Source organism: Roseburia sp. OM04-10BH (assembly GCF_003462605.1).
GTDB lineage: Bacteria > Bacillota > Clostridia > Lachnospirales > Lachnospiraceae > Roseburia_C > Roseburia_C amylophila.
This window is the reverse complement of sequence record NZ_QTZI01000002.1, coordinates 1-24,756: the sequence shown is the minus strand read 5'-3', so window position 1 is coordinate 24,756 and position 24,756 is coordinate 1. Positions and strand designations below refer to the sequence as shown.

Here is a 24,756-nt window from a genome sequence, read left to right as displayed (position 1 = left end):
TCTATGGCAAAATATGCCAATATCATAATTGATATTTCTCATGAAAAATTAGATAAAACCTTTCAGTATCGGATTCCACCGGAAATGAAGGATGAGATAACGGAAGGAATGCAGGTCATTGTTCCCTTTGGAAACCGGACGATAAAGGGCTATGTGTTAGAACTGACAGATAAAGCAGAATTTGACACGGCAAAATTAAAGGACATTAAAGCCGTTGATAGCAATGCCATGCAGATTGAATCACAGTTCATTGCCCTGGCAGCGTGGATGCGTAAAAATTATGGTGGAACCATGAATCAGGCATTAAAGACAGTGATTCCGATTAAAGAGAAAGCCAAAGAAAAAAAGAGCCGTTTGGTACGCCTTATGCTTCCTTTTAATGAGGCAGCAAGCCTTTTGGAAGAACTGAAAAGAAAGCATAGAACTGCCCGGGCAAGACTGTTAGAAGCACTGTTAGAAGAAACTGTCTTAAGTTATGATGTAATAACCAAAAAGCTTCATATTACGGCAGATGTCATCAAAGCAATGGTGCAGCAGGGAGTTATAACGGTAGAAGAAGTGCGGACTTACCGTAATCCTGTCCGTACACAGGAGATGGGAGCCTATACCCTGACCTTAAATGCAATGCAGCAAAAAGTGGTGGATGCAGTGATAGAAAATGCCAGAACAGAAAAGAAGCCGTGCCTCATTCACGGAGTGACCGGAAGCGGTAAGACAGAAGTCTACATGGAGTTGATTGCAGAAGCTGCCGGCAGGGGAAAGCAGTCCATCGTATTAATTCCGGAGATTGCACTGACCTATCAGACGGTGATGCGGTTTTACCATAGGTTTGGCGACCGGGTTTCCATTATGAATTCGAAACTGTCACCGGGAGAGCGTTCCGACCAGTTTGAGCGGGCAAAAAAAGGTGAAATTGATGTTATGATTGGCCCTCGTTCTGCTTTGTTCACACCTTTTTCAAATCTTGGGTATATTATAATAGATGAAGAGCATGAGGGCACTTATAAAAGTGAGACGATACCAAGGTATCATGCAAGGGAAACCGCAATAGAGCGGGCGAGAATGTCCGGTGCTACCGTGATTTTAGGCTCGGCGACCCCTTCCATAGAAAGCTTTTATCATGCGAAAAAGGGTGACTATTTACTCCTTTCCATGGATAAGCGGGTGAAGGAAAAGCCACTGCCGGAATGTGAAATTGTGGACTTAAGAGAAGAATTAAAGGCAAGAAACTTTTCGATTTTAAGCAGAAGCCTTCATGAAAAAATAGAGCAGCGGTTATTGCGGAAAGAACAGGTTATGCTATTTATTAACCGCAGGGGAATGGCAGGCTTTGTATCCTGCCGTGCCTGTGGTCATGTAATGAAATGTCCTCACTGTGATGTGTCATTGCATGCACATAATAATGGAAAACTGATATGTCACTATTGTGGTTATGAGCAAAATCATGTTAAGATATGTCCGAGCTGTGGTTCAAAATATATCAGTGGTTTTAAAGCCGGAACCCAGAAAATTGAGGAACTGGTAAAAAAAGAATTTCCTGAGGCAAGGATTCTTCGGATGGATTTTGATACCACAAGAAGCAAAGACAGCTATGAGAAAATCCTCTCCGCATTTGCCAATCAGGAAGCAGATATCCTGATTGGAACCCAGATGATTGTAAAAGGACATGATTTTTCAAATGTAACATTAGTAGGAGTGCTGGCGGCAGACTTATCTCTTTATGTATCCGATTATCATGCCGCTGAGAGAACCTTTCAGCTTCTGACCCAGGCAGCCGGAAGGGCAGGACGAGGTGAGAAACCGGGAGAGGTCATTATCCAGACTTATAATCCGGAGCACTACAGTGTCATCTGTGCAAAGAATCAGGATTATAACCAGTTCTATGAAGAGGAAATTTTCTACCGGCAGGCAATGCGTTATCCGCCGGTATGGCATATGCTGGTTGTGCTTTGTGCATCAAAAGAAGAAGCAGAAGCCTATGCATGTGCAAAAGAGCTTGCAGATACCATGGAAAAAGTGCAGGCTGATAAAAAGCTTCAGATGATTGGACCAGCAGATGCAGCAGTAGCCAAGGTAAATGACATTTATAAAAAAGTACTTTATTTCAAACACCCGGATTATGGTGTGTTGATTCAGATAAAAGATAAAGTAGAACAGCTTATGGAAGAAAAACAGGGAGTAAGAAACGTATCGGTGCAATTTGATTTTGACCCGGTAAATGGCTTTTAGAGAAAGAAATTTAAGGAGGAAGTAAAAATGGCATTAAGACAGATCCGGACAGTAGGAGATCCGGTATTGACAAAGACCTGTAAAGAAATTAAAGAGATAACACCAAAGATTTTAGAACTGGCAGATGATATGTTAGAAACCATGTATGAAGCCAATGGTGTGGGACTTGCTGCACCGCAGGTTGGAATCTTAAAGAGAATGGTAGTTATTGATATCGGAGATGGCCCGATTCTTATGATTAATCCTGAGATTATCGAGACTTCCGGAACCCAGACCGGAGATGAAGGCTGCTTAAGTCTTCCGGGCAAGGCAGGAACAGTTACAAGACCAAATTATGTAAAAGCCCGTGCATTTAATGAAGATGGTGATGAATATGAGATTGAGGGAACAGAGCTTTTAGCAAGAGCAATCTGTCATGAATTAGACCATCTGGATGGACATATGTATATGGAAAAAGTAGAGGGCGAGCTTCATGATGTAGTCTATGAGGAGGGCTAGAAATGAAAGTAATATTTATGGGAACACCGGATTTCGCGGTGGGTACATTAGAGGCAATTGTGGCAGCAGGTCATGAAGTAGTGCTTGCAGTAACACAGCCGGATAAACCCAAGGGAAGAGGAAAGAGCATGCAGTATCCGCCGGTAAAGGAAGCTGCAATTGCCCATGAAATCGAAGTATATCAGCCGGAGCGGGTACGCCGTTCAGAATGCATAGAATATCTGGCAAAATATCAGCCGGACATCATTGTGGTAGCAGCCTTTGGACAGATACTTCCAAAAGAAATTTTAGAGATGCCAAAATATGGCTGTATCAATGTCCATGCATCCCTGCTTCCAAAATACCGTGGGGCTGCACCAATCCAGTGGGCAGTAATCAATGGAGAGAAGGCTTCCGGCGTAACGATTATGCGTATGGATGAAGGCCTTGATACCGGAGATATGATAGCATCTGTGGCTGTGGAACTGGATGCACAGGAGACCGGTGGCAGCCTTTTTGATAAATTGCAGGATGCCGGGGCACGATTATGTGTAGAAACCATGAAATCCATTGAAGATGGTACAGCAGTGTATACACCACAGGATAATGAGATTGCAACGCATACCAAAATGATTCAGAAGTCATTGGGAAAGATTAACTGGTCTTTATCTGCAGTGCAGATTGAGAGGCTGATTCGTGGACTGAATCCATGGCCGAGTGCCTATACTTACCTTTCCGGCAAGACATTGAAAATCTGGAAGGCAACGGTACATCCGGGCAATACGGATGCTGCACCGGGAACAGTGGTAAAGGCAGATAAACAGAGCCTTGTCATACAGACAGGCGTTGACCGTCTTTCGCTGGAAGAAGTGCAGTTAGAAGGGAAAAAACGTATGCCGGTTGCTGATTTCTTACGTGGATTTACAATCGGAAACGGAACGGTGCTTGGAACAAAACAGCAATAAAAAGGAGGAATTCATATGCCATATTATTATTGGTGGGACCCGACTTATTTCTTGGTAATTATTGGTGCAGTAATCTGCCTTCTGGCATCTGCCCATGTAAACAATACGTTTAAAAAATATTCAAAATACCGCAGTATGTCCGGAATGACAGGTGCACAGGCGGCACAGAGAATCTTAAATGCAGCAGGCATTTATGATGTGGAAATCCGCCATATTTCCGGAAACCTTACCGACCATTATGACCCGAGAAATAAGACCTTAAGTCTTTCAGACAGTGTCTATAGTTCGGCATCTGTTGCGGCGGTTGGTGTAGCAGCCCATGAGTGTGGACATGCTATCCAGCATCAGAAGAATTATGCACCGCTTACCATTCGTGGTGCCATTGTTCCGGTAGCCAATATCGGTTCTACACTGGCATGGCCGCTGATCCTGATTGGATTATTTATCAGCAGCCACAGTGGTCAGGCATTGATTACAGCAGGAATCATCTGCTTTTCACTGGCAGTATTATTTCAGATTGTAACACTTCCGGTAGAATTTAATGCATCGAGAAGAGCAGTAAGAATCCTTGGAGAGACAGGAATCTTAGGAGAACAGGAACTGGGCTATACGAGAAAAGTTTTAGGAGCTGCAGCGTTAACCTATGTAGCTGGAGCAGCTTCAGCGATTCTTCAGTTACTGCGTCTGATTTTATTATTTGGAGGACGACGGGATGACTGATTCGGTGAACAGCCGGGAACTGGTGCTTGCAATTTTGCTGGCGGTAACAAAGGATGGCATATACAGCCATGTGGCGATTTCTGATGTACTGACCAAATATCAGTATCTTGAGAAACAGGAGCGCAGCTTTATTACCAGAGTCAGCGAGGGCACATTGGAGCGCATGCTGGAGCTTGATTATATTATCAATCAGTTTTCCAGTGTGAAGGTGAATAAAATGAAGCCGGTAATCCGTTGTATTATCCGGAGTGCCGTCTATGAAATGAAATATATGGACAGTGTTCCGGTATCGGCTTCCTGCAACGAAGCAGTAAAGCTTGCAAAGAAAAAAGGCTTTGGAAAGCTTTCCGGATTTGTCAATGGAGTGCTTCGGAATATCGGAAGAAATCTTGATAAGATTATATACCCGGATAAGGAAAAATCTTATAAACAGTATTTATCCGTAACCTGTTCCATCCCGGAATGGATGATTACACTCTGGGAGAAAAATTATTCCTTAGAACGGATTGAAAAGATAGCAGAAGCATTTTTGAAAGAAGAACCACTGACCATAAGGTGTAATATTACAAAGATTACACCGGAAGCATTGGTGGAGCGCTTGAAAAATCGTGGCATGGAAGTGAACATAGATGAAAAACTTCCTTATGCATTGCATGTAAGAGGTGTGGATTATCTTGGCAGCATTCGGGAATTTGCGGAAGGACTTTTTTATGTGCAGGATTTAAGCTCCATGAAGGTGGCTGAGGCGGCAGAGGTAAAAGCAAATGATACTGTCATTGATGTGTGCGGAGCACCCGGTGGAAAGAGTATACATATTGCACAGCTGCTTTCCGGCAGTGGAAGGGTCATCACCAGGGATGTCAGTGAGTATAAGGTCTCTTTGATAGAAGAGAATATCAGACGTCATCAGGTGACCAATATGACAGCCGAGCAGTGGGATGCCCGTGTATCAGATAAAGGCAGTATCGGCAAAGCAGATGTAGTTATTGCCGATTTACCATGTTCCGGACTGGGTGTGCTCCGGAAGAAACCGGATATCAAATACCGGATGCAGCCGGAAGATATCAAGTCACTGATCGCATTACAGCGGGAGATTTTATCCACGGTTCATCAATATGTGAAGCCGGGTGGCAGAATGATTTACAGTACCTGCACCATTGATGCGGGAGAGAATGAAGAAAATGTTGCGTGGTTTATGGCAAATCATAAAGAATTTGAAGTAGAAAGCATGGAACAGATTCTGCCGGATGAATTAGGCAGTGACGGATTTTTCATTGCCAGATTAAGGAAACAGAATGTATGATAGAAAAAGTTGATGTAAAATCCTTGAATTTAAAAGAATTAGAAGAATTTCTTTTGTCTCTGGGAGAGAAGAAATTCCGGGCAAAGCAGATATATGAATGGATGCACATCCATCATGTCACCTCCTTTGATGAAATGACAAATCTTTCGAAGAATTTAAGGGAGACATTAAAAGAGAAAGCAGACCTTATAGTATTAGAAGAAGAACTGGTACAGATTTCGAAGATTGACGGAACGAGAAAGTACTTATTTGCATTGGCAGATGGGAATATGATAGAAAGTGTGCTGATGAAATATAAGCATGGCAATTCCGTATGTGTTTCTTCCCAGGTGGGCTGCCGTATGGGCTGCCGGTTCTGTGCATCAACACTGGACGGACTGGTGCGTAATCTGACACCATCGGAAATCTTAGAGCAGATATACCGGATTCAGGAGAGCATCGGAGAACGTATTTCCAATGTGGTAGTCATGGGAAGCGGAGAACCTATGGATAATTATGATAATATTGTAAAATTCATTGAACTGCTGACAGACGAGCATGGACTTCATATCAGCCAGAGAAATCTTACGGTATCTACCTGTGGACTGGTGCCACGGATGAAGCAGCTCGCTGATTTGAAGCTTCAGATTACACTGGCACTTTCCCTGCATGCATCCTCACAGGAAAAGAGGAAAGAGCTGATGCCGGTTGCCAACAGTTATGAGCTTTCCGAGGTCTTAGATGCCTGCAGATATTATTTTGACAAGACAGGACGAAGAATCACTTTTGAGTACAGTCTGGTGGGCGGCGTCAATGATACGGATGAGGATGCAGAGCGGCTGGTTAAGCTGGTTTCCGGCATGAACTGCCACATTAATCTGATTCCGGTAAATCCCATTAAAGAGCGGGATTATGTGCAGTCAGATCATGAGGAAATCCTCAAATTTAAAAATAAACTTGAAAAAAACGGAATTAATGTTACTATTAGAAGGGAAATGGGCAGAGATATTGATGGTGCCTGTGGACAGTTAAGAAAGAAATTTTTAGAAAGGTAGGTGGACTATCATGAAGACTTTTTCAATTACAGATATCGGACAAAAGCGCAGCTCCAATCAGGACTATGTCTTTTCCTCTGAGCAGCCGATTGGTAATCTGCCAAATCTTTTCATTGTTGCAGATGGAATGGGAGGACATAAAGCAGGAGATTATGCTTCCAGATATACGGTAGAGACATTGGAGAAGCTGATTCGTGAGTCGACATTGTCAGAGCCGGCTGCAATTATTGAGTCTGCAGTAAAGCAGGCAAATACCATGCTGTTAGAGGAAGCGAATAACCATGAGGAAATGAAGGGAATGGGAACTACTCTGGTAATTTGTACCATTCATGACAACGTGCTTACGGTTGCCAATGTGGGAGACAGCAGACTATATGTAATAAATCAGGAAATCAGGCAGATTACGAAAGACCATTCGCTGGTAGAAGAAATGGTGCGGATGGGTGAGATGGACAAAGAAACAGCCCGGAATCACCGTGATAAAAACATTATTACAAGGGCAATCGGAGCAGTCCCGGAAGTGGATGTGGATTTCTTTGAGATTAATCTGGATCCGGAAGATGAAATACTTATGTGTACCGATGGATTAACCAACATGGTAGAGGATGCAGATATCAGAAATATTATGCTCAGTCAGCGTGATATTGCAGAACAAGCAGAAAGACTGGTAAAGACTGCCAATGAAAATGGCGGTAAAGACAACATTACAGTAATTGTAATAAAACCATTTTCGGATGAGGTGAAGATATGTTAACAGAGGGAATGTTTATCGCAGAACGTTATGAAATTATTGGGAAAATAGGCGCAGGCGGAATGTCTGATGTTTATAAGGCAAAGGATCATGTCTTAGGACGTTTTGTGGCAATTAAAGTTTTAAAGCAGGAATTCAGTGAAGATGTTAATTTTGTGACAAAGTTCCGTACAGAGGCACAGTCAGCAGCAGGATTAGAGCATCCAAACATCGTAAATATCTATGATGTCGGAAGCGAAAATGGCATGCATTATATTGTCATGGAGTATGTGGATGGAATCACATTAAAGACATATATTGAGAAGAAAGGCAAACTGACTTACAAAGAAGCAGTCAGCATTGCCATTCAGGTAGGCAGAGGTATTGAGGCTGCACACAATAAAAATATTGTGCACCGTGATATCAAGCCACAGAATATTATTATTTCCACAGAAGGAAAAGTAAAGGTAACCGATTTTGGAATTGCCCGTGCAGCAACTTCCAACACCATTAATTCTGATGTTATGGGTTCCGTACATTATTCTTCTCCGGAGCAGGCAAGAAACGGTTTCGTAGATGGCAAGAGTGATATTTATTCTCTTGGAATTGTCATGTATGAAATGGTAACCGGAAGAGTTCCTTTTGATGGAGATACTACGGTTGCGGTAGCAATCCAGCATTTACAGGAAGAAATGGTTCCACCAACTGCGTATACACCGGACCTTCCAATCAGCTTAGAGAAGATTATTTTAAAATGTACACAGAAGAACCCGGACCGCCGTTATGAGAATATGGGCGAACTGTTGATTGATTTAAAGAAATGTCTGATTAGTCCGAATGAAGATTTTGTTACCATGGTTCCACTTGGCAGCAATGATAAGACAAGAGTCATCGGACAGGATGAATTAGAGCAGATTCGGGAAGGCTCCGGAAAAGTTTCCTATGATGAAGAGGAAGAAGCAGGAGAGGAAGAAGAACCGGATGAGGATGAATTAACAGAGGATGAGGAGAAGGAGAATGGAATTCTCAATCCGAAGATGGAAAAAGCAGTTACTATTATGGGAATTGTCGCTGCAGTTATCATCGTAGGAATCGTCATTTGCCTGGTTGGTAATATCCTTGGAATTTTCCGATTTGGCGGCAGCAAGAAAAATGATACCGAGACAGAGATTGCAACAGAAACCGAAACAGACACCGAAGATAAAATCGAAATGATTGATTTGCGTGGTCTTACTTTTGAAGAAGCACAGAATGAAATCAAAGATAAGAAGCTTGATATCAAGTTAGAAGAAGGCGAGGAGATTTCCTCTGATGATTATGAGGAAGGACAGATTGCCGAGCAGAGTGTGAAGAAGGGTGAATCTGTAAAGGCTGGCGATACCGTTACTGTCCGTATCAGCAGCGGAGCAGGAGATGTTCCGATTCCTGACGTAGCCGGTTATAAGTCTTCGGAAGCACAGAAAAAATTAGAGGATATGGGCTTTAAGGTAAGCACGGATTATGATTACAGCGATACCGTACAGCAGGATTATGTTATCAAGACTACACCGGATATCGGAACCAATGCGAAGAAGGGTGATACCATTACCCTGATTTTGAGCCGTGGTATTGAAAGCGTACAGGTACCGGATGTCAGAGGACACTCAGAAACTGATGCGAAAAATGAATTAACCGGTGTAGGCTTAAATGTTACAACCAAGACCGATTACAGCGATGATGTGGCAGAAGGTCAGGTTATCAGCCAGGATCCGGTAAATGGCAAGTTTGTTGACCGTGGAACAACCGTTACCCTGACCATCAGCTTAGGCAAGAAGACCACATACTATTCTTATAAGAGTGATACATTAGCAGTACCGCAGGATGGCAAGAATTATACCGGCGGAACCGTTACTTTGAAAGGTTCTGATGGAAGTACCCTCTGGACTACAACCTTCGAGGGAACAACACCTGGTTCTGTGAACGTGGATAATATTAAAAATATGAGCAGCGGTACCCTTGAGGTTGACTGGACATATACCAACGAAGATGGTACAACAGGAACCAATGTGGTATCGACCTCTGTAAACTTTACTGAAAAATAAGGATGCACATGCAGGGAAAAATAGTCAAAGGAATTTCCGGATTCTACTACGTTCATGTAGTGGAATCCGGAATTTATGAATGTAAGGCAAAAGGAATATTCCGCCAGCAGAAGATGAAACCGCTGGTGGGAGATGATGTAGAGATTGATATTATTTCAGAAGAGAAGAAGACCGGAAATGTCGCAGCAATTCTTCCAAGAAAAAATGCACTGATTCGTCCGGCAGTTGCCAATGTAGACCAGGCTCTTTTGATTTTCGCGGCGGCAAGTCCCAATCCGAATTTTAATCTTTTAGACCGTTTTCTGGTAATGATGGGACGGCAGGATGTTCCGGTAATCCTTTGTTTTAATAAGTGTGATTTGATTACCGAAGAACAAAAACAGGAGATTGCAGCTATTTATGAAGCAAGCGGCTGCAAGATACTTTTTGTCAGTGCGAAGAAGGAACTGGGACTGAAAGAACTTCAGGAAATATTAGAAGGAAAGACTACAACGGTAGCAGGACCTTCCGGAGTGGGAAAATCTTCACTTATTAATCTTTTAGCACCGGAAGCCTGTATGGAAACCGGTGAAATCAGTAAGAAGATAGAGCGCGGCCGGCATACCACAAGACATGCGGAACTGATTCAGCTTAAGGGCGACGGTTATATTATGGATACACCGGGATTTAGTTCTCTTTATCTTCCGGAAATGGAGAAGGAAGAATTGCAGGATTGTTATCCGGAGTTTGCAGCCTTTGAACCGTATTGCAGATTTCAGGGCTGTTCCCATATCAGTGAGCCGGACTGCGGAGTCAAAGAAGCTTTATCAGAAGGAAAGATTCATCCGGTGCGTTATGAAAATTACTGCCAGCTTTATGGAGAATTAAAGGACAGAAAGAAGTATTAAATAATTAGAGTATCGAAAGAGATAGAAAATAGGATATCGAAAATAAAGTACAGCCAAATAAGATACGAAAGAAATATCAGATACAGAAAGGAATCAGACGATGAATTGTTTATCCCCATCTATTTTATCAGCAGATTTTAGTAAATTAGGAGAAGAGATTAAGACGGTAGATGAAGCCGGGGCGCAGTACATTCATATCGATGTAATGGATGGAAGCTTTGTGCCAAGCATTTCTTTTGGAATGCCGGTAATCCGCTCCATTCGAAAATGCACCGATAAAATATTTGATGTTCATCTGATGATTGATGAGCCAATCCGTTATATTGATGAGCTGGTAGACTGTGGAGCCGATTTGATTACGGTGCATGCAGAAAGCTGTAAGCATTTAGACCGGACCATTGAAGCTATTAAGGAACGTGGCATCATTGCAGGAGTAGCATTAAATCCTGCTACACCATTAACTGCCATTGAACATATTTTAGAAAAAGTGGATATGGTATTAATTATGACAGTAAATCCGGGCTTTGGCGGACAGAAGCTGATTCCTTATACTATCGATAAAGTGCGTCAGTTAAAGAAAATGGTGCAGGAGCGGAAGCTGAAGCTGGATATTGAAGTGGATGGTGGTGTAAATCTTTCCAATGTTGAAACATTGATGGATGCAGGAGCGAATATCATTGTTGCCGGAAGCGCAGTTTTTGGCGGAGATGCGGAAGAGAATACCAGATGTTTCTTAAATCTCATTAATGGTGGTAAATAAGATGAAAACATTGATTATCAATGGCGGAACCATAGAGGATGCATTTGCATTAAACTATATGGAGCAGATAAAACCGGATTGTATCTTAGCGGCAGACCGGGGCATGGAATTCTGTTACCGTAATCAGATAAAACCGGATGTCATATTAGGAGATTATGATTCGGCAGATAAAACCATACTGGAAGCATTTCGACGGCAAAGTGGCATTGAGTGGCACCAGTATCAGCCGGAGAAGGATTATACCGATTCTGAAATTGCTATCGGCAAGGCCATGGAACGGAATAGCAGCGAAATCCATATATTAGGTGGCACCGGCACAAGGCTTGACCATGTGTTAGGTAATATACAGCTTCTGATGCAGCCGCTGGCAAAAGATATTCCGTGTTTTCTCATAGATTCCCATAACCGGATTCGTCTGTTGAAAGAACGCACGATTCTTTCGAAGAGTCAGCAGTTCGGAAAGTATGTATCTTTACTTCCTCTTACAACAGAAGTAACCGGAGTAACATTGACCGGAATGAAATATCCTCTGCAGGATGCAGCATTTACCAGTGATAATACATTAGGTGTCAGTAATGAAATTGTAGCGGACGAAGCTGTGATAGATTTAGAAAACGGAATATTGATTATGATTGAATCGAGAGACTGATTTTTGAGAGACTGAATTCTGTAAGACGGAAGGAGGTCTCTTTTTTGCTTGACAAATCAAAAAAATATAGTACAATACAATTCATAGTAAATGAATAGGAAAAGGATGAAAAGAAAAAATGAACAGAAGCGTAAGAACAAAATTAACAACACTCGGTCTTTGCGTAACATTAATGTTTACAGCACTGACAGGATGTGGAAATAAGGATGCAAAAGATACTTTAAGCACAGAACAGCAGTCTGCGACTGAGGTAATAGAGAGCACAGAAAATGTGACAGAGGGAGCCAGTGAAGAGAATCCGATTACTTTTACGGATGCACTGGGAAGAGATGTAACCGTAACTTCCCATGATCGTGTGGCAGCCATGATTGGAAGCTTTGCAGATGTCTGGTTATTATCCGGTGGTGAACTGGTGGCAACAGCCAATGACTCCTGGGAGTCATTAGACCTTGACTTAGGAGATGATGTGGTAAATCTTGGAAGTATTCAGGAGCCAAATACAGAAGCATTGCTTGCCGCACAGCCGGATCTTGTAATTGCAAGCACCAATACTACTTCTAATGTGGAGATGGAAAATATGCTGACAGAAGCAGGCGTTACAGTAGCATATTTTGATGTATCTGATTTTGACGCATATCTTCAGATGTTAGACATTTGTACAGATATTACCGGAAGAAAAGATTTATATGAGAAAAACGGACTTGAGGTTCAGAAACAGATTGAAGAAATCAAGGCAAGGGTAGATGATTCCCATCCAAGCGTATTATTTTTACGTGCAGCAGCAAGTGGTGTAAAAGCCAAAGGAAGTGAAGGCAGCGTAGGTGGTGAGCTGTTAAAGGATTTGGGATGTGTGAATATTGCAGACAGCGACAGCGGATTATTGGATAATCTGAGCCTTGAAGCAATCGTAACCGCAGATCCGGATTATATTTTCGTGACTACACAGGGAACCGATACAGATGCGGCACTGGAAAATGTGCAGGAAACATTAATTAACAGTCCGGTATGGAGCAGTCTTACTGCAGTGAAAGAGAATCACTATTATGTACTGGATAAACGGCTTTACAACCTGAAACCAAATGCCCGCTGGGGAGAAGCGTATAAAGAACTGGCAGACATTTTATATCAGGAAAACTAAGACGCAGAAACTTAAGTGACAGAGTATAGGCAATAAAGGAGAAGCGGGATGGGATATTTTCCATTTTTTGTGGAACTAAAAGGAAAAAGAGGACTGATTGTCGGTGGCGGTATTGTAGCAGAACGCAAGGTAAGAAAGCTGCTGCCTTATGAACCGGAACTTCTGGTTGTTGCACCAAAGATTGATGATGAAATCTGGAAACTTTCCGAAGAAATAAAAGAGAAAAGAAAAAAGAACGAAGATACGTCGGAACTTATTTTATCCGAGCGGGATTTTGAAACTACAGATCTGGAAAAAATGGATTTTGTTATTGCGGCAACCTCGGATGAAGCATTGAATGCAAGGATAGCAAAGCTTTGTGAAGAGAGGAATATTCTGGTAAATGTTGTAGATGATAAGGAAAAATGTGGATTCCTGTTCCCGTCGCTGATTCGGGAAGGAAAACTCAGTATCGGCATTTCTACCGAAGGAGCAAGTCCAAGAGTAGCAACCACGTTCCGTGCCCGGTTAAGCGCAGACATCCCGGAGCGGATGGAAGAAATCCTGGATTATCTTGAAAAGATTCGTCCTTTTGCAAAAATGGCAATCGAAGATGACAAAAAGAGAGCTGCTTTTCTGATGGATTTAGCGGATGTGTGTATGGAAAAAGGACGTCCCCTGACAGAAACTGAATGTGAAATTTTACTGGAAAATTATCAAAGCAAAACCCTAAAAGAAGCATTTGCAGATAAAGAAGCACTTTCGGGTAAGGAGGCACAATCCGGAAAAGAAGCTTGTCCGGTCAGGAAAGTATCCCCAGGAAAGGTGGTTCTGGTGGGAGCCGGTTGTCTGTCCTATGAATACATAACACTGCGCGGCATGCAGGAAATCAGAAAAGCACAGGTGCTGATTTATGATGCGTTAATTGATACAAGGCTTCTTGATTTTACCATTGAAAACTGTGAAAAAATCTGTGTAGGAAAACGCAGTGGCAGACACAGCATGAAGCAGGAAGAGATTAATATGCTGCTGATAGAGAAGGCAAAAGAAGGTGCGCATGTTGTAAGGTTAAAAGGCGGTGACCCATTTGTCTTTGGCAGAGGAAATGAAGAAGTAGACGCACTGACGGAGGCTGGCATTGAAACAGAAGTAATTCCCGGCATTTCCTCCTGCATTGCAGTGCCGGAGCTTGCCGGAATTCCGGTGACGGAGCGGAAGGTCAGCCGGAGCTTTCATGTAATGACCGGGCATTTTGCCGGAGATGAGGAATCATTAAAAGATGAGATTCACAAAATGGCTGCCATGGATGGAACCTGTGTCTTTCTGATGGGATACACAAGACTTGCGGAGATTGTAAGAGAATTACAAAACGGCGGTGCAGCGGCAGAGACACCGGTAGCAGTAATTCATGGAACTTCTGATGGAAGCAGCCGGGCAGCATATGGAACACTTCTTACCATCGAAAAAGAAGTGCAGGAGAAACAGATTCCAATGCCGGCAGTGATTGTGGTAGGAGATACCGTCTGTTTACCGGAGTAAAAAAGAAAAATTTTCAGGACTTTTCGGGAAAATCGAGGTCCTGAAAAAAATTTCTTACTTTTCCTATTGACCATATATGAATTATAGGGTATTATGGTAGATAGTTACAGGAAAGGAGAAAAAAGGAAATGGCGAAAATAGCACAATCTCTGACAGAATTAGTTGGTAATACACCAATACTGGAACTGAAAAATTACGAAGAAGCAAAGCATCTTCCGGCACACCTTTTAGCAAAGCTTGAGTATTTTAATCCATTGGGCAGCGTAAAAGACCGTGTGGCAGAAGCAATGATAGAGCAGGGAATAAAAGACGGGCTGATTAATGACAAGACCGTTATTATAGAACCGACCAGTGGCAATACCGGAATCGGGCTGGCATTTGTATGTGCGGCAAAGAAGCTGCATCTGATTTTAACCATGCCGGATACCATGAGTGTTGAGCGAAGAAAGATTGTAACAGCACTGGGAGCAGAAGTGGTACTGACCCAGGGACGGCTTGGCATGCGGGGCGCAATTGAGAAGGCAGCCCAGTTAAAAGAAGAATATGGAAATGCATTTATTCCACAGCAGTTTGAAAATCCGGTCAATCCAAAAATCCATGAGCTTACTACCGCAGAGGAAATCTGGCGGGATACGGACGGGAAGATAGACATCTTTGTAGCTTCCGTAGGAACCGGTGGAACACTGACCGGAACAGCAAGAGGCTTAAAGGCAAAGAAAGCAGATATTAAGATTGTGGCAGTAGAACCTGCAACTTCCGCCGTTCTTTCCGGAAAAGAACCGGGACCACATAAGATACAGGGAATTGGCGCAGGATTTATTCCGAAGGTTATGGATTTGTCACTGGTTGATGAGATTATTCCGGTAGATAATGATGTGGCATTTGATACCACAAGAGAAGTGGCAAAGACGGATGGACTCCTGATTGGAATCTCGTCCGGTGCAGTCTTACATGCAGCAGAAGAACTGGCAGGCAGACCGGAGAATAAAGATAAAAATATTGTTATCTTAATGCCGGACAGCGGAGAGCGGTATTTATCCACCTCTTTATTCGAATTATAAAATCAATGAAAAGAGATAGAAAGGAAATGTTGGGTGACATGCAAAAGAGCAGAAAACAGCAGGGAAAGAAAATTACATATCGTTACCACATCACTGCACTTTTACTTGCAGTCATGATGTTGCTGCTCAGTGGATGTGGCAGACAAAAGAGTGATGTCATTACCATAACCAATGTTTCCTATGATCCGACCAGAGAGTTTTATGAAGCATATAATAAAATGTTCATACAGCATTATGAAGCAGAAACCGGAAAAAAAGTGGAAGTCATCCAGTCTCATGGAGGCTCCGGCATGCAGGCACGTTCCGTAGTGGAAGGTTGTAATGCGGATGTGGTGACACTGGCACTGGCACATGACATTTCGTTGATAGAGGATACCGGATTGATTAATGAGGGCTGGGTGGATCAGTTCCCGGATGAATCCGCACCATATACTTCAACCATTGTCTTTCTGGTACGAAAGGGAAATGAGAGAAATATCAAAGACTGGGATGATTTGATTCAACCGGGTGTTGAAGTAATCACACCGGACCCGAAGAGCAGCGGTGGTGCATGCTGGAACTTTCTGGCAGCATTAAGCTATGCAAAGGAAAAGGGTTACAGTGAAGCAGAACAAAAGAAATTTTTAAAAGAACTTTATGCCAACGTTTCCGTGATGGATTCCGGAGCAAGAGGTTCCACAACCACCTTTGTGGAAAATGGAAAAGGCGATGTACTGATTGCATGGGAAAATGAAGCCATGACAGTACTTAAGAATTATCCGGGAGAATATGAACTGATTTCTCCGACGGTCAGTATCTTAGCACAGCCCAGTGTGGCAGTGGTAGATGATAATGTAGATTTCAATGGAACAAGAGATGTGGCAGAAGCATATTTATCTTATTTATATGAAGATGATGCACAGCGGCTCGCCGCAGAGAATGGTTACCGTCCATCCAATCAGGAAATTTTAAAGGAATATGAAGATACCTTTGACCTGACGATGACACTTTGGAGCATTGATGATTTTGGTGGCTGGGATCAGGCATACAAAGATTATTTTGATGATGATGCCTGGTTCGATGAGATATATAACTACTAGAAGAAGAGGCAAGTATGAAAAGACGATTCCGTAAAAATAAAAAAATCAGAGTCATACCGGGATTTCATTTAACGCTTGGAATTACAGTTACAATGCTTTCACTGATTGTACTGATTCCACTGGCATCCGTAATGGTATATTCCTTAAAGTTATCTCTGTCAGAATTTTTCGGACTTCTGACCAAGTCAAATGTATTATATGCATTTGCCACCAGCATCGGATGTTCTTTCTTAGCAGCATGTATCAATGTGGTGTTTGGTGTGATATTAGCCTGGACGCTGACCCGGTATGATTTTCCGGGAAAACGGATTTTAGATGGATTTATTGAACTTCCATTTGCACTGCCTACTGCAGTTGCAGGTATTACTTTATCAAAGATGTATTCTGACACCGGAGTCATCGGAAAGCCGTTAGCAGTCCTTGGAATAAAAGCAGCATATACCCATGTGGGACTGGTCATTGCACTGGTATTTGTGGGAATTCCATTTGTCGTGCGTTCCGTTCAGCCAATATTGGAAAAATTGGATGGACAGTATGAAGAGGCAGCTTATATCCTTGGAGCAACGCCTTCGAAAACATTTTTCAAAGTAATCTTATCTGAGATGAAACCGGCAATTTTAACCGGATTTGGACTGGCATTTGCCAGAGGGGTAGGAGAATATGGAAGCGTTATCTACATATCCGGCAACAGTGCCAAGGAGCATACACAGGTAATTTCCTATGTCATTATGCAGAAATTAAATTATATTGATTATGCCTCTGCAACAGCAATTGCACTGGTTATGTTAATCATATCATTCCTTATTTTATTTGCGGTAAATATCATTCAGATGAAGCAGGCACAACGCACGAATCAGTTATAGAAGGAGAAAAGTATGAACGAGCTTGAAAAACTGGAAAAAAGAAAAAAAAGTACGCGTCATATTCTGATTACAGTCAGTGTACTGTTCCTGTTCCTGATGCTGGTTCTTCCGCTGCTCTGCATCATTGCAAGTTCCTTAAAAGAAGGATTTGCCTTTTACATGCAGTCCATCCGGATAGATTATGTAAAGAGTGCTTTAAAGGTAACTCTGATTGCAACAGTGGCAGCGGTGGTGATTAACACATTCTTTGGATTATGTGTTTCATGGCTTTTAACCAAGTTTTCCTTCCGAGGAAAACAGGTGCTGGCAACCTTGATTGATATTCCGTTTTCCATTTCACCGGTTATCGTGGGACTGGCATTTTTGATGACATTTGGAAGACTGGGCTGGACCTATCCATTTATCCGGGCAATTAACCAGTTTTTTGGAACGAATATCAGAATCGCTTTTGCAATTCCGGGCGTTATTTTAGCAACGGTATTTGTAACATTTCCTTATGTATCAAGGGAAGTGATTCCGGTTTTAAATGCTCAGGGCAAGGACGAAGAAGAAGCAGCAGCCCTGATGGGAGCCGGCGGACTGAAAATCTTTTTTAAGATTACATTTCCACAGATGAAATGGGCATTGCTCTATGGAGTCATCCTTTGTACATCGAGAGCCTTGGGAGAGTTCGGTGCGGTCAATGCTCTGTCAAAGACAAGAGGAGAGACATTTACACTTCCACTGGAAATCGATGCATTATATATGTCGGGTACAGAGCAGTCCGTTACTGCAGCATTTGCAGTATCCTCGCTTTTGGTTATTCTGGCAGTTATTATATTATTCCTTCGAAATATTCTGGAATATCGGGCAAAAACAAGAAGGGAGAGCCGCTGATATGTATGTTGAAATGAAAGATATATGCAAACAATATGGCAGTTTTAAAGCTTCTGATCACGTCAGCTTTGGCATTGAAAAAGGAAAACTGGTGGCACTGCTTGGACCATCCGGCAGTGGAAAGACAACACTGCTTCGTATGATTGCAGGACTGGAAATGCCAAATTCCGGAGATATTTACATCGATGGAAAGCGGGTCAATGATATACCGGCTTCCAAACGAGGCATTGGATTTGTTTTTCAGAACTATGCATTGTTCCGCTATATGACGGTATATGACAATGTGGCATTTGGACTGGAGCTTCAGAAGGTGCCAAAGAAAGAGATTAAGAAGCGGGTAATGGAGCTTTTGGAGATTACCGGACTTTCCGGTATGGAGAAGCGGTATCCGAACCAGTTGTCCGGCGGACAGCGGCAGAGAGTTGCTTTTGCAAGGGCATTGGCACCAAGACCACAGGTACTGCTTCTGGATGAACCGTTTGCAGCAATTGACGCCAAGGTTCGTTCGGAATTAAGACTCTGGCTTCGCAGTGTGGTTACAAAGCTTGGAATCACCAGCATTTTTGTAACCCATGACCAGGATGAAGCCGTTGAGGTGGCAGATGAGATTATCATTACCAATCACGGAACCATCGAACAGATTGGAACACCGGCAGAGATTTATAATACACCGGATACTCCGTTTGTAGCACAGTTTATTGGACGTTCTTCCCTGGTGGAACATTACGAAGAGCTGCATGGATTTGATAAAATCGAGGGCGCAGCGAAAGCAGTCATCCGACCGGAATTTGTAAAGATACATAAATTTGGCAAAATTGACCGCTATATGAGTGCATCCCAGGATGGCATTGTAAAGGATATCGTATTCCGTGGAAACCGTCTGGATGTTACGGTAGACGTAGGCGGCATAGAGATAATCTGTGAATGGCCATTGGAAAAAGAAAGTCTTGAAATCGGAGAGAAGGTAAGCCTTTTGATTTACCGGTTATATGTGCTGGATAAAGAGCGGACGTATCTCTGTGAAAATAAAGAAATGCAGGAGGATGATGTATTCTACATCTAAGTTGCTATGGAAATTAAAAACAGAAAAATATTGGATACAGACATTTTAATTATTGGCGGTGGAACCGCAGGCTGTTATGCAGCACTGACCATTGCAGAACAGTCCGATGCGAAAGTTATCATTGCAGAGAAAGCCAACATCAAAAGAAGCGGCTGTCTTGCAGCCGGAGTAAATGCCATTAATGCATATATCGTAGAGGGCAGAAAGCCGGAAGATTATGTGGATTATGCCAAAAAGGATGCAGACGGCATCGTAAGAGAGGATTTACTTCTTACCATGTCGGAGGGCTTAAACCGTGTAACAGAGAAAATGGAGAAGCTTGGTCTTGTCATTTTAAAAGATGAGAATGGTAAATATGTGGCAAGAGGAAACCGGAATATCAAAATCAACGGTGAGAATATCAAGCCGTTACTTGCTTCTGCAGTAGAGGTACTGCCAAATGTTACGATTTTAAACCGGGTGGCAATTACCGATTATCTGGTAAAGGAGAACAGGATTTATGGTGCAGTGGGATTTTCCATTGAAAATGAGACAGCAGTAGAAATCCGGGCGAAGAAAGTGCTTTGTGCAACCGGTGGAGCATCCGGTCTTTACCGGCCGAACAATCCGGGATTCTCCAGACATAAGATGTGGTATCCACCATTTAATACCGGAGCCGGTTATGCCATGGGAATTGAGTCGGGAGCAGAGATGACCACCTTTGAAATGCGTTTTATTGCACTGCGTTGCAAAGATACCATCGCACCGACCGGAACCATTGCACAGGGTGTGGGGGCAAAGCAGGTAAATGCCCTTGGTGAAGTGTATGAGACAAAATACGGACTTACCACTTCACAGCGTGTGTATGGAACCGTAAAAGAGAATTTATTAGGACACGGTCCATGTTATCTTCGGACAGAAGGAATCAGTGCCGAGCAGGACGATTCCTTAAAGAAAGCTTATCTTAACATGGCACCAAGCCAGACCTTAAAATGGATCGAACAGGGAAAGAACCCAAGTGAGCAGAATGTGGAAATCGAAGGAACCGAGCCGTATGTGGTAGGTGGACATACCGCCAGTGGTTACTGGGTTGACACCAGAAGAGAATCTACGATTCACGGACTGTATGCAGCCGGAGATGTGGCAGGAGGCTGTCCACAGAAATATGTAACAGGAGCCATGGTCGAGGGCGAGATTGCAGCAAAGGCAATGGTAGAAGACCTTGCAAAAGAAAAGGCTGCAAGCTATGAAATGACGGAAGAAGAAAAAGCATTCTGTGACAACAGATTTGAAGAAAAGATGAAGGAGTATGATAAGATTTTAACAAATCAGTCCGGTTTATATGATACGGAACAATTAGAAGAAGCCATGCAGAAGGTAATGGATACCTATGCAGGCGGAATCAGTAATCATTATCAGTTTAATGAAAACCAGCTGAATCTGGCAGAAGAGAAAATCGAAAAGTTAAAGGAACTTTCGAAGGGGCTTGGAGCTTCCAATATGCATGAGCTGATGTTTGTCTATGAGCTTAAGAACCGGCTGACGGTCTGTGAGACACTGATTTATCATCTGAGAGCCAGAAAGGAAACCCGATGGCACAGTTTTGCAGAAAACTTAGATTATCCGGATAAGAGTGATGAGTGGTTAAAATATGTCAATACCAGAAAAGAAAATGGTAAAATCCATGTGCTCTTCCGGGAATTAGTAAAGCGAGGTGAGACCTATGAGCATAGCTATTAATCAAAGCAAATGTGTGGGATGCGGCAGATGCAGTCAGGTCTGTCCGGGAACTCTGATTGGAATGGGTTCTGACGGAAAGGCATGTATGCTCTATCCGAAGGACTGCTGGGGCTGCTGCTCCTGTATTAAAGAATGTAAGGCAGATGCCATAGCACTTTACCTGGGAGCCGATATGGGCGGCATGGGAAGTAAGATGAGTGTTGCAAGCCGGGAACAGTATCTGGACTGGAAGATAGAGAAAAGGGATGGCACCGTAGAGACCATCGTTATCGACAGAAAGCAATCGAATCAATATTAATAAATCGCCACGGGGTGGCAGAAAGAGGTAAGTATGGGTGAATTATCACATTTGGATGAACTGGAAGCAGAAGCAATTTACATCATAAGAGAGGTGGCCGCAGAGTGCGAGAAGCCGGTTATGCTTTATTCCATTGGAAAAGACAGCTCCGTAATGCTGCATCTTGCCATGAAAGCATTTTATCCGGAGAAGCCGCCATTTCCATTCCTGCATGTAAATACCACATGGAAATTCAAGGAAATGATTCACTTCCGTGATGAGACAGCAAAGAAGCTTGGCATTGAAATGTTAGAGTATATCAATGAAGATGGTGTAAAGAAGGGCATTAACCCATTCGACCATGGCTCTGCATATACCGACATCATGAAAACACAGGCACTGAAACAGGCACTAAATAAATATGGATTTACTGCAGCATTTGGTGGCGGCAGACGAGACGAGGAAAAATCCCGTGCAAAGGAAAGAATTTTCTCCTTCCGTAATGAAAATCATGCCTGGGACCCGAAGAACCAGAGACCGGAAATGTGGAAGCTTTACAACGCTAAAATCAATAAAGGCGAAAGCATTCGGGTATTCCCGATTTCCAACTGGACAGAGACTGATATCTGGCAGTATATCAAACGTGAGAAAATTGACATTGTACCATTATATTTTGCAGCAGTACGTCCGGTAGTATATCGTGATGGAAATATTATCATGGTGGATGATGACCGTATGCGTCTGCTTCCGGGAGAAGAAATCCAGTACAAGAGTGTACGTTTCCGTACCTTAGGATGCTATCCTTTGACCGGAGGAACAGAGTCAACAGCAACTACATTGGATGAAATTATCGATGAGACTTTAAGTGCAGTATCTTCCGAGAGAACCACCCGTGTCATTGATAACGAAGCAGCAGGCAGTATGGAAAGAAGAAAGAGAGAGGGGTATTTCTAAGATGAGTGGATTATTAAAATTTATTACATGCGGTAGTGTGGATGACGGAAAGTCCACTTTGATTGGACACATTCTTTATGATGCAAAGCTTTTGTATACAGACCAGGAAAAAGCACTGGAATTAGATTCCAAAGTAGGAAGCCGCGGTGGAGCAATTGACTATTCTCTTCTGTTGGACGGACTGATGGCAGAGCGTGAGCAGGGTATTACCATTGACGTAGCATACCGTTATTTTACAACAGACAACAGAAGCTTTATCGTAGCAGATACACCGGGTCATGAAGAGTACACCAGAAACATGGCGGTTGGTGCATCCTTTGCAGACCTTGCAGTTATCTTAATTGATGCAAAACAAGGGGTACTGGTACAGACCAGAAGACATGCCAGAATCTGTGCATTAATGGGAATCAAGTTCTTTGTATTTGCAGTAAACAAAATGGATCTGGTAGACTACAGCGAAGAGCGTTTCAAAGAAATCGAAGCACAGATTAAAGAATTAGCAGACGAACTGAAGTTAGAGAGCATTTACATTATTCCGGTTTCTGCAACAGAAGGTGATAATGTAACAACCAAATCCGATAAAATTAGCTGGTACAAGGGAGAGGCATTGCTTCCATACCTTGAAAAAGTAGATGTAACAGAGAAGAAGCAGGAAGAGGGCTTCTATATGCCGGTACAGAGAGTGTGCCGTCCGGACCATACTTTCCGTGGATTCCAGGGACAGATTGAATCCGGTGAAGTAAAAGTCGGAGACGAAATCGTTACCCTGCCAAGCAATGAGCGTGCGCATATCAAGAGCATTTTAGTAGGAGATAAAGACAGCCAGAGTGCCTTTATGGGACAGCCGGTTACACTGCAGCTTGATAAAGAAGTAGACGTATCCAGAGGCTGTGTCATTGCATCCGGCAATAACCTGCCAATCAGCAAATCCTTTACAGCAACCATTCTCTGGATGGATGATGAGGAGCTGACACCGGGAACCGATTATCTGGTAAAACTTGGAACCAAGCAGATTCCTGGTATCTTAAAGAACATTCAGTATAAGATTGATGTAAATACCGGTGAATTTATTCCGGCAGGACAGCTTAAGAAAAATGAGATTGCAGTCTGTGACCTTGATTTGCAGGAGCCGGTTGTCATCGATGAATTCAAAAAGCATAAGACTTTAGGAGAGCTGATTCTGATTGACCGTATTTCCAATATGACTTCTGCCTGCGGTGTAGTAGAAGATGCTGCCGTAGATGAGAGCAAGGATTTAAAAGCAGCTTTCGTATATGGAAGCCTTAAGGGAAATGGAGACATTTTCGAAGAGTTCTATTATAACCTTGAGAGTATGACGATTGCCAAGGTACGTCCGGTTCAGAAGACCTATACCATTGGAGATGAAATTCCGGTAAGCGGAGAGAGCTATCAGTATCCGGATGACTTCGATATTGTCATCTTAAGAGAAAGAATCTTTGTACAGGTTCGTGGACGCAAGGTAGAAAAGATTGCACCGCTGGCAGAATACCAGTACAGCAATGTTCCGGTTATCAACGGAAGAGGCTTTGCCGTTGCCATTACATCTGCACAGGATGCACAGGCATTCTTAGACGATCTGGCTGCAGCAGGTGAAAAACCATCCAGTGACTTCTTCAATAAGTGGCTGCATTTTGAAACATATCGTAAGATTATTTTCAAGGATGAAATCTGGTTATAGGAAATTAGTTGTAAAAAAAATAAGTCATAAAAATAGCTGGGAATACGCTTTTTGCGGTTCCTCATAAAAAATGCGGGATACAGGAGGGATTAATATGTCGATTAAGAAAATTGCGGCGATAGCAGGCGTTTCAACAGCCACTGTATCCCGTGTTTTGAATAATCCGGATTACAAATGTTCATCGGAAGGGCTGCGGGAGAAAATCTGGCAGATAGCAAGAGAGATGAACTATATGCCAAACGAGGCAGCCAGGAATCTGAAAATGGGTAAGAGTACTACAAAAGACACGATGTATTACCTTGATATTTTAATGACACAGACGGGAAATAATCAGGAATAGTGACGGCTTAATTATACCTGGAAAATGTGAGCCCCAGGTGTTAAAGAAGCTGTCTTCCTACTATAAAGTAACTCCCTTTTTACAAAAGTGTGTCTGATGCATAATTCCTTATAATTATTCGCTTTTTCTACTTTTATACATTTTATATTCATTTTCCATAATGTGGAGCTTATTTTTTGATAAGTTGTCGTGCAATTTATTAGAATGGAATTTTTGAAAGAGCCAGCATCTTGAATGGGCTGACTCTTTCAATGTCATCTGTAATTGACAAACTGGAATTTGACTAATTATTGTGTTTTAATGATTCTATAAACTACCCCCAATTGAGCAGGGT

At 42.7% G+C, this 24,756-nt stretch carries 23 protein-coding genes; all 23 read left to right on the top strand.

The features are described 5' to 3' along the window. Positions 1-3: 3 nt before the first annotated feature. The 23 genes from priA to DXB43_RS02460 all read left to right on the top strand — a co-directional run bounded on the left by priA (position 4) and on the right by DXB43_RS02460 (position 24,422). A complete protein-coding gene (priA, locus tag DXB43_RS02570) occupies positions 4-2,229 on the top strand; it encodes a replication restart helicase PriA (protein ID WP_117946608.1) in 2,226 nt (741 codons plus the stop codon). A 27-nt stretch (positions 2,230-2,256) separates the two neighbouring features. Beyond that, complete coding sequence (def, locus tag DXB43_RS02565; protein ID WP_117698487.1) at positions 2,257-2,727, top strand: peptide deformylase; 471 nt, start codon at positions 2,257-2,259, stop codon at positions 2,725-2,727. Between the two features lie 2 nt (positions 2,728-2,729). Beyond that, positions 2,730-3,671 carry a methionyl-tRNA formyltransferase gene (gene fmt, locus DXB43_RS02560; RefSeq protein WP_117946606.1) on the top strand — a complete coding sequence of 314 codons (942 nt, stop codon included), beginning with the start codon at positions 2,730-2,732 and terminating at the stop codon, positions 3,669-3,671. 15 nt (positions 3,672-3,686) lie between these two features. After that, positions 3,687-4,391, top strand: coding sequence for a zinc metallopeptidase (locus tag DXB43_RS02555; protein ID WP_117946604.1), 705 nt, complete (start codon positions 3,687-3,689; stop codon positions 4,389-4,391). After that, positions 4,384-5,694: a 16S rRNA (cytosine(967)-C(5))-methyltransferase RsmB gene (gene rsmB, locus DXB43_RS02550; RefSeq protein WP_117946602.1), complete on the top strand. Its 1,311-nt coding sequence runs from the start codon at positions 4,384-4,386 to the stop codon at positions 5,692-5,694. The genes DXB43_RS02555 and rsmB overlap by 8 nt, the downstream gene beginning before the upstream one ends. After that, on the top strand, positions 5,691-6,728 hold the full coding sequence (gene rlmN / locus DXB43_RS02545) for a 23S rRNA (adenine(2503)-C(2))-methyltransferase RlmN (RefSeq protein ID WP_022243174.1): 1,038 nt from the start codon (positions 5,691-5,693) through the stop codon (positions 6,726-6,728). Before rsmB ends, rlmN begins: the two co-directional genes overlap by 4 nt. A gap of 10 nt (positions 6,729-6,738) precedes the next feature. Continuing rightward, positions 6,739-7,482: a Stp1/IreP family PP2C-type Ser/Thr phosphatase gene (locus DXB43_RS02540; protein ID WP_117946600.1), complete on the top strand. Its 744-nt coding sequence runs from the start codon at positions 6,739-6,741 to the stop codon at positions 7,480-7,482. Beyond that, the gene (gene pknB, locus DXB43_RS02535) at positions 7,476-9,539 is read left to right on the top strand and encodes a Stk1 family PASTA domain-containing Ser/Thr kinase (protein WP_117946598.1); all 2,064 of its coding nucleotides are present in this window, start codon (positions 7,476-7,478) and stop codon (positions 9,537-9,539) included. Before DXB43_RS02540 ends, pknB begins: the two co-directional genes overlap by 7 nt. An 8-nt stretch (positions 9,540-9,547) precedes the next feature. Next, positions 9,548-10,426: a ribosome small subunit-dependent GTPase A gene (gene rsgA, locus DXB43_RS02530; RefSeq protein ID WP_117946596.1), complete on the top strand. Its 879-nt coding sequence runs from the start codon at positions 9,548-9,550 to the stop codon at positions 10,424-10,426. A 100-nt stretch (positions 10,427-10,526) separates the two neighbouring features. Continuing rightward, positions 10,527-11,186, top strand: coding sequence for a ribulose-phosphate 3-epimerase (gene rpe / locus DXB43_RS02525; protein ID WP_022243170.1), 660 nt, complete (start codon positions 10,527-10,529; stop codon positions 11,184-11,186). A 1-nt stretch (position 11,187) separates the two neighbouring features. Continuing rightward, positions 11,188-11,835: a thiamine diphosphokinase gene (locus DXB43_RS02520; RefSeq protein WP_117946849.1), complete on the top strand. Its 648-nt coding sequence runs from the start codon at positions 11,188-11,190 to the stop codon at positions 11,833-11,835. A gap of 118 nt (positions 11,836-11,953) precedes the next feature. Then, the gene (locus DXB43_RS02515; protein WP_117946594.1) at positions 11,954-12,973 is read left to right on the top strand and encodes an ABC transporter substrate-binding protein; all 1,020 of its coding nucleotides are present in this window, start codon (positions 11,954-11,956) and stop codon (positions 12,971-12,973) included. Between the two features lie 48 nt (positions 12,974-13,021). Then, the gene (gene cobA / locus DXB43_RS02510) at positions 13,022-14,491 is read left to right on the top strand and encodes a uroporphyrinogen-III C-methyltransferase (RefSeq protein ID WP_117946592.1); all 1,470 of its coding nucleotides are present in this window, start codon (positions 13,022-13,024) and stop codon (positions 14,489-14,491) included. Positions 14,492-14,619: 128 nt separating this feature from the next. After that, on the top strand, positions 14,620-15,552 hold the full coding sequence (gene cysK, locus DXB43_RS02505) for a cysteine synthase A (protein ID WP_117946590.1): 933 nt from the start codon (positions 14,620-14,622) through the stop codon (positions 15,550-15,552). 113 nt (positions 15,553-15,665) lie between these two features. After that, positions 15,666-16,631, top strand: a complete 966-nt coding sequence (locus DXB43_RS02500; RefSeq protein WP_243006637.1) for a sulfate ABC transporter substrate-binding protein — start codon at positions 15,666-15,668, stop codon at positions 16,629-16,631. A gap of 14 nt (positions 16,632-16,645) precedes the next feature. Next, on the top strand, positions 16,646-17,494 hold the full coding sequence (gene cysT / locus DXB43_RS02495) for a sulfate ABC transporter permease subunit CysT (RefSeq protein ID WP_117946588.1): 849 nt from the start codon (positions 16,646-16,648) through the stop codon (positions 17,492-17,494). Between the two features lie 12 nt (positions 17,495-17,506). Beyond that, positions 17,507-18,370 (top strand): sulfate ABC transporter permease, encoded by an 864-nt coding sequence (locus tag DXB43_RS02490; protein ID WP_117946586.1) that lies wholly within the window; start codon positions 17,507-17,509, stop codon positions 18,368-18,370. A gap of 1 nt (position 18,371) precedes the next feature. Next, entirely contained in the window at positions 18,372-19,433 is a 1,062-nt protein-coding gene (locus DXB43_RS02485) for an ABC transporter ATP-binding protein (RefSeq protein ID WP_117946584.1), read from the top strand. 6 nt (positions 19,434-19,439) lie between these two features. Continuing rightward, positions 19,440-21,152 (top strand): adenylyl-sulfate reductase subunit alpha, encoded by a 1,713-nt coding sequence (locus DXB43_RS02480; protein WP_117946582.1) that lies wholly within the window; start codon positions 19,440-19,442, stop codon positions 21,150-21,152. Next, positions 21,136-21,450: a 4Fe-4S dicluster domain-containing protein gene (locus tag DXB43_RS02475; protein WP_117946580.1), complete on the top strand. Its 315-nt coding sequence runs from the start codon at positions 21,136-21,138 to the stop codon at positions 21,448-21,450. Before DXB43_RS02480 ends, DXB43_RS02475 begins: the two co-directional genes overlap by 17 nt. Before the next feature lie 33 nt (positions 21,451-21,483). Beyond that, the gene (gene cysD / locus DXB43_RS02470) at positions 21,484-22,383 is read left to right on the top strand and encodes a sulfate adenylyltransferase subunit CysD (protein ID WP_117946578.1); all 900 of its coding nucleotides are present in this window, start codon (positions 21,484-21,486) and stop codon (positions 22,381-22,383) included. Position 22,384: 1 nt separating this feature from the next. Then, positions 22,385-24,082: a sulfate adenylyltransferase subunit 1 gene (locus DXB43_RS02465; RefSeq protein ID WP_117840880.1), complete on the top strand. Its 1,698-nt coding sequence runs from the start codon at positions 22,385-22,387 to the stop codon at positions 24,080-24,082. Between the two features lie 94 nt (positions 24,083-24,176). Beyond that, positions 24,177-24,422: a LacI family DNA-binding transcriptional regulator gene (locus tag DXB43_RS02460; RefSeq protein WP_243006625.1), complete on the top strand. Its 246-nt coding sequence runs from the start codon at positions 24,177-24,179 to the stop codon at positions 24,420-24,422. The last annotated feature ends 334 nt before the right edge of the window (positions 24,423-24,756 follow it).

Coding starts and splice junctions, on each gene's coding strand:
- priA (WP_117946608.1), top strand. CDS start 4: ATGGCAAAATATGCCAATATCATAATTGATATTTCTCATGAAAAATTA.
- def (WP_117698487.1), top strand. CDS start 2,257: ATGGCATTAAGACAGATCCGGACAGTAGGAGATCCGGTATTGACAAAG.
- fmt (WP_117946606.1), top strand. CDS start 2,730: ATGAAAGTAATATTTATGGGAACACCGGATTTCGCGGTGGGTACATTA.
- DXB43_RS02555 (WP_117946604.1), top strand. CDS start 3,687: ATGCCATATTATTATTGGTGGGACCCGACTTATTTCTTGGTAATTATT.
- rsmB (WP_117946602.1), top strand. CDS start 4,384: ATGACTGATTCGGTGAACAGCCGGGAACTGGTGCTTGCAATTTTGCTG.
- rlmN (WP_022243174.1), top strand. CDS start 5,691: ATGATAGAAAAAGTTGATGTAAAATCCTTGAATTTAAAAGAATTAGAA.
- DXB43_RS02540 (WP_117946600.1), top strand. CDS start 6,739: ATGAAGACTTTTTCAATTACAGATATCGGACAAAAGCGCAGCTCCAAT.
- pknB (WP_117946598.1), top strand. CDS start 7,476: ATGTTAACAGAGGGAATGTTTATCGCAGAACGTTATGAAATTATTGGG.
- rsgA (WP_117946596.1), top strand. CDS start 9,548: ATGCAGGGAAAAATAGTCAAAGGAATTTCCGGATTCTACTACGTTCAT.
- rpe (WP_022243170.1), top strand. CDS start 10,527: ATGAATTGTTTATCCCCATCTATTTTATCAGCAGATTTTAGTAAATTA.
- DXB43_RS02520 (WP_117946849.1), top strand. CDS start 11,188: ATGAAAACATTGATTATCAATGGCGGAACCATAGAGGATGCATTTGCA.
- DXB43_RS02515 (WP_117946594.1), top strand. CDS start 11,954: ATGAACAGAAGCGTAAGAACAAAATTAACAACACTCGGTCTTTGCGTA.
- cobA (WP_117946592.1), top strand. CDS start 13,022: ATGGGATATTTTCCATTTTTTGTGGAACTAAAAGGAAAAAGAGGACTG.
- cysK (WP_117946590.1), top strand. CDS start 14,620: ATGGCGAAAATAGCACAATCTCTGACAGAATTAGTTGGTAATACACCA.
- DXB43_RS02500 (WP_243006637.1), top strand. CDS start 15,666: ATGATGTTGCTGCTCAGTGGATGTGGCAGACAAAAGAGTGATGTCATT.
- cysT (WP_117946588.1), top strand. CDS start 16,646: ATGAAAAGACGATTCCGTAAAAATAAAAAAATCAGAGTCATACCGGGA.
- DXB43_RS02490 (WP_117946586.1), top strand. CDS start 17,507: ATGAACGAGCTTGAAAAACTGGAAAAAAGAAAAAAAAGTACGCGTCAT.
- DXB43_RS02485 (WP_117946584.1), top strand. CDS start 18,372: ATGTATGTTGAAATGAAAGATATATGCAAACAATATGGCAGTTTTAAA.
- DXB43_RS02480 (WP_117946582.1), top strand. CDS start 19,440: ATGGAAATTAAAAACAGAAAAATATTGGATACAGACATTTTAATTATT.
- DXB43_RS02475 (WP_117946580.1), top strand. CDS start 21,136: ATGAGCATAGCTATTAATCAAAGCAAATGTGTGGGATGCGGCAGATGC.
- cysD (WP_117946578.1), top strand. CDS start 21,484: ATGGGTGAATTATCACATTTGGATGAACTGGAAGCAGAAGCAATTTAC.
- DXB43_RS02465 (WP_117840880.1), top strand. CDS start 22,385: ATGAGTGGATTATTAAAATTTATTACATGCGGTAGTGTGGATGACGGA.
- DXB43_RS02460 (WP_243006625.1), top strand. CDS start 24,177: ATGTCGATTAAGAAAATTGCGGCGATAGCAGGCGTTTCAACAGCCACT.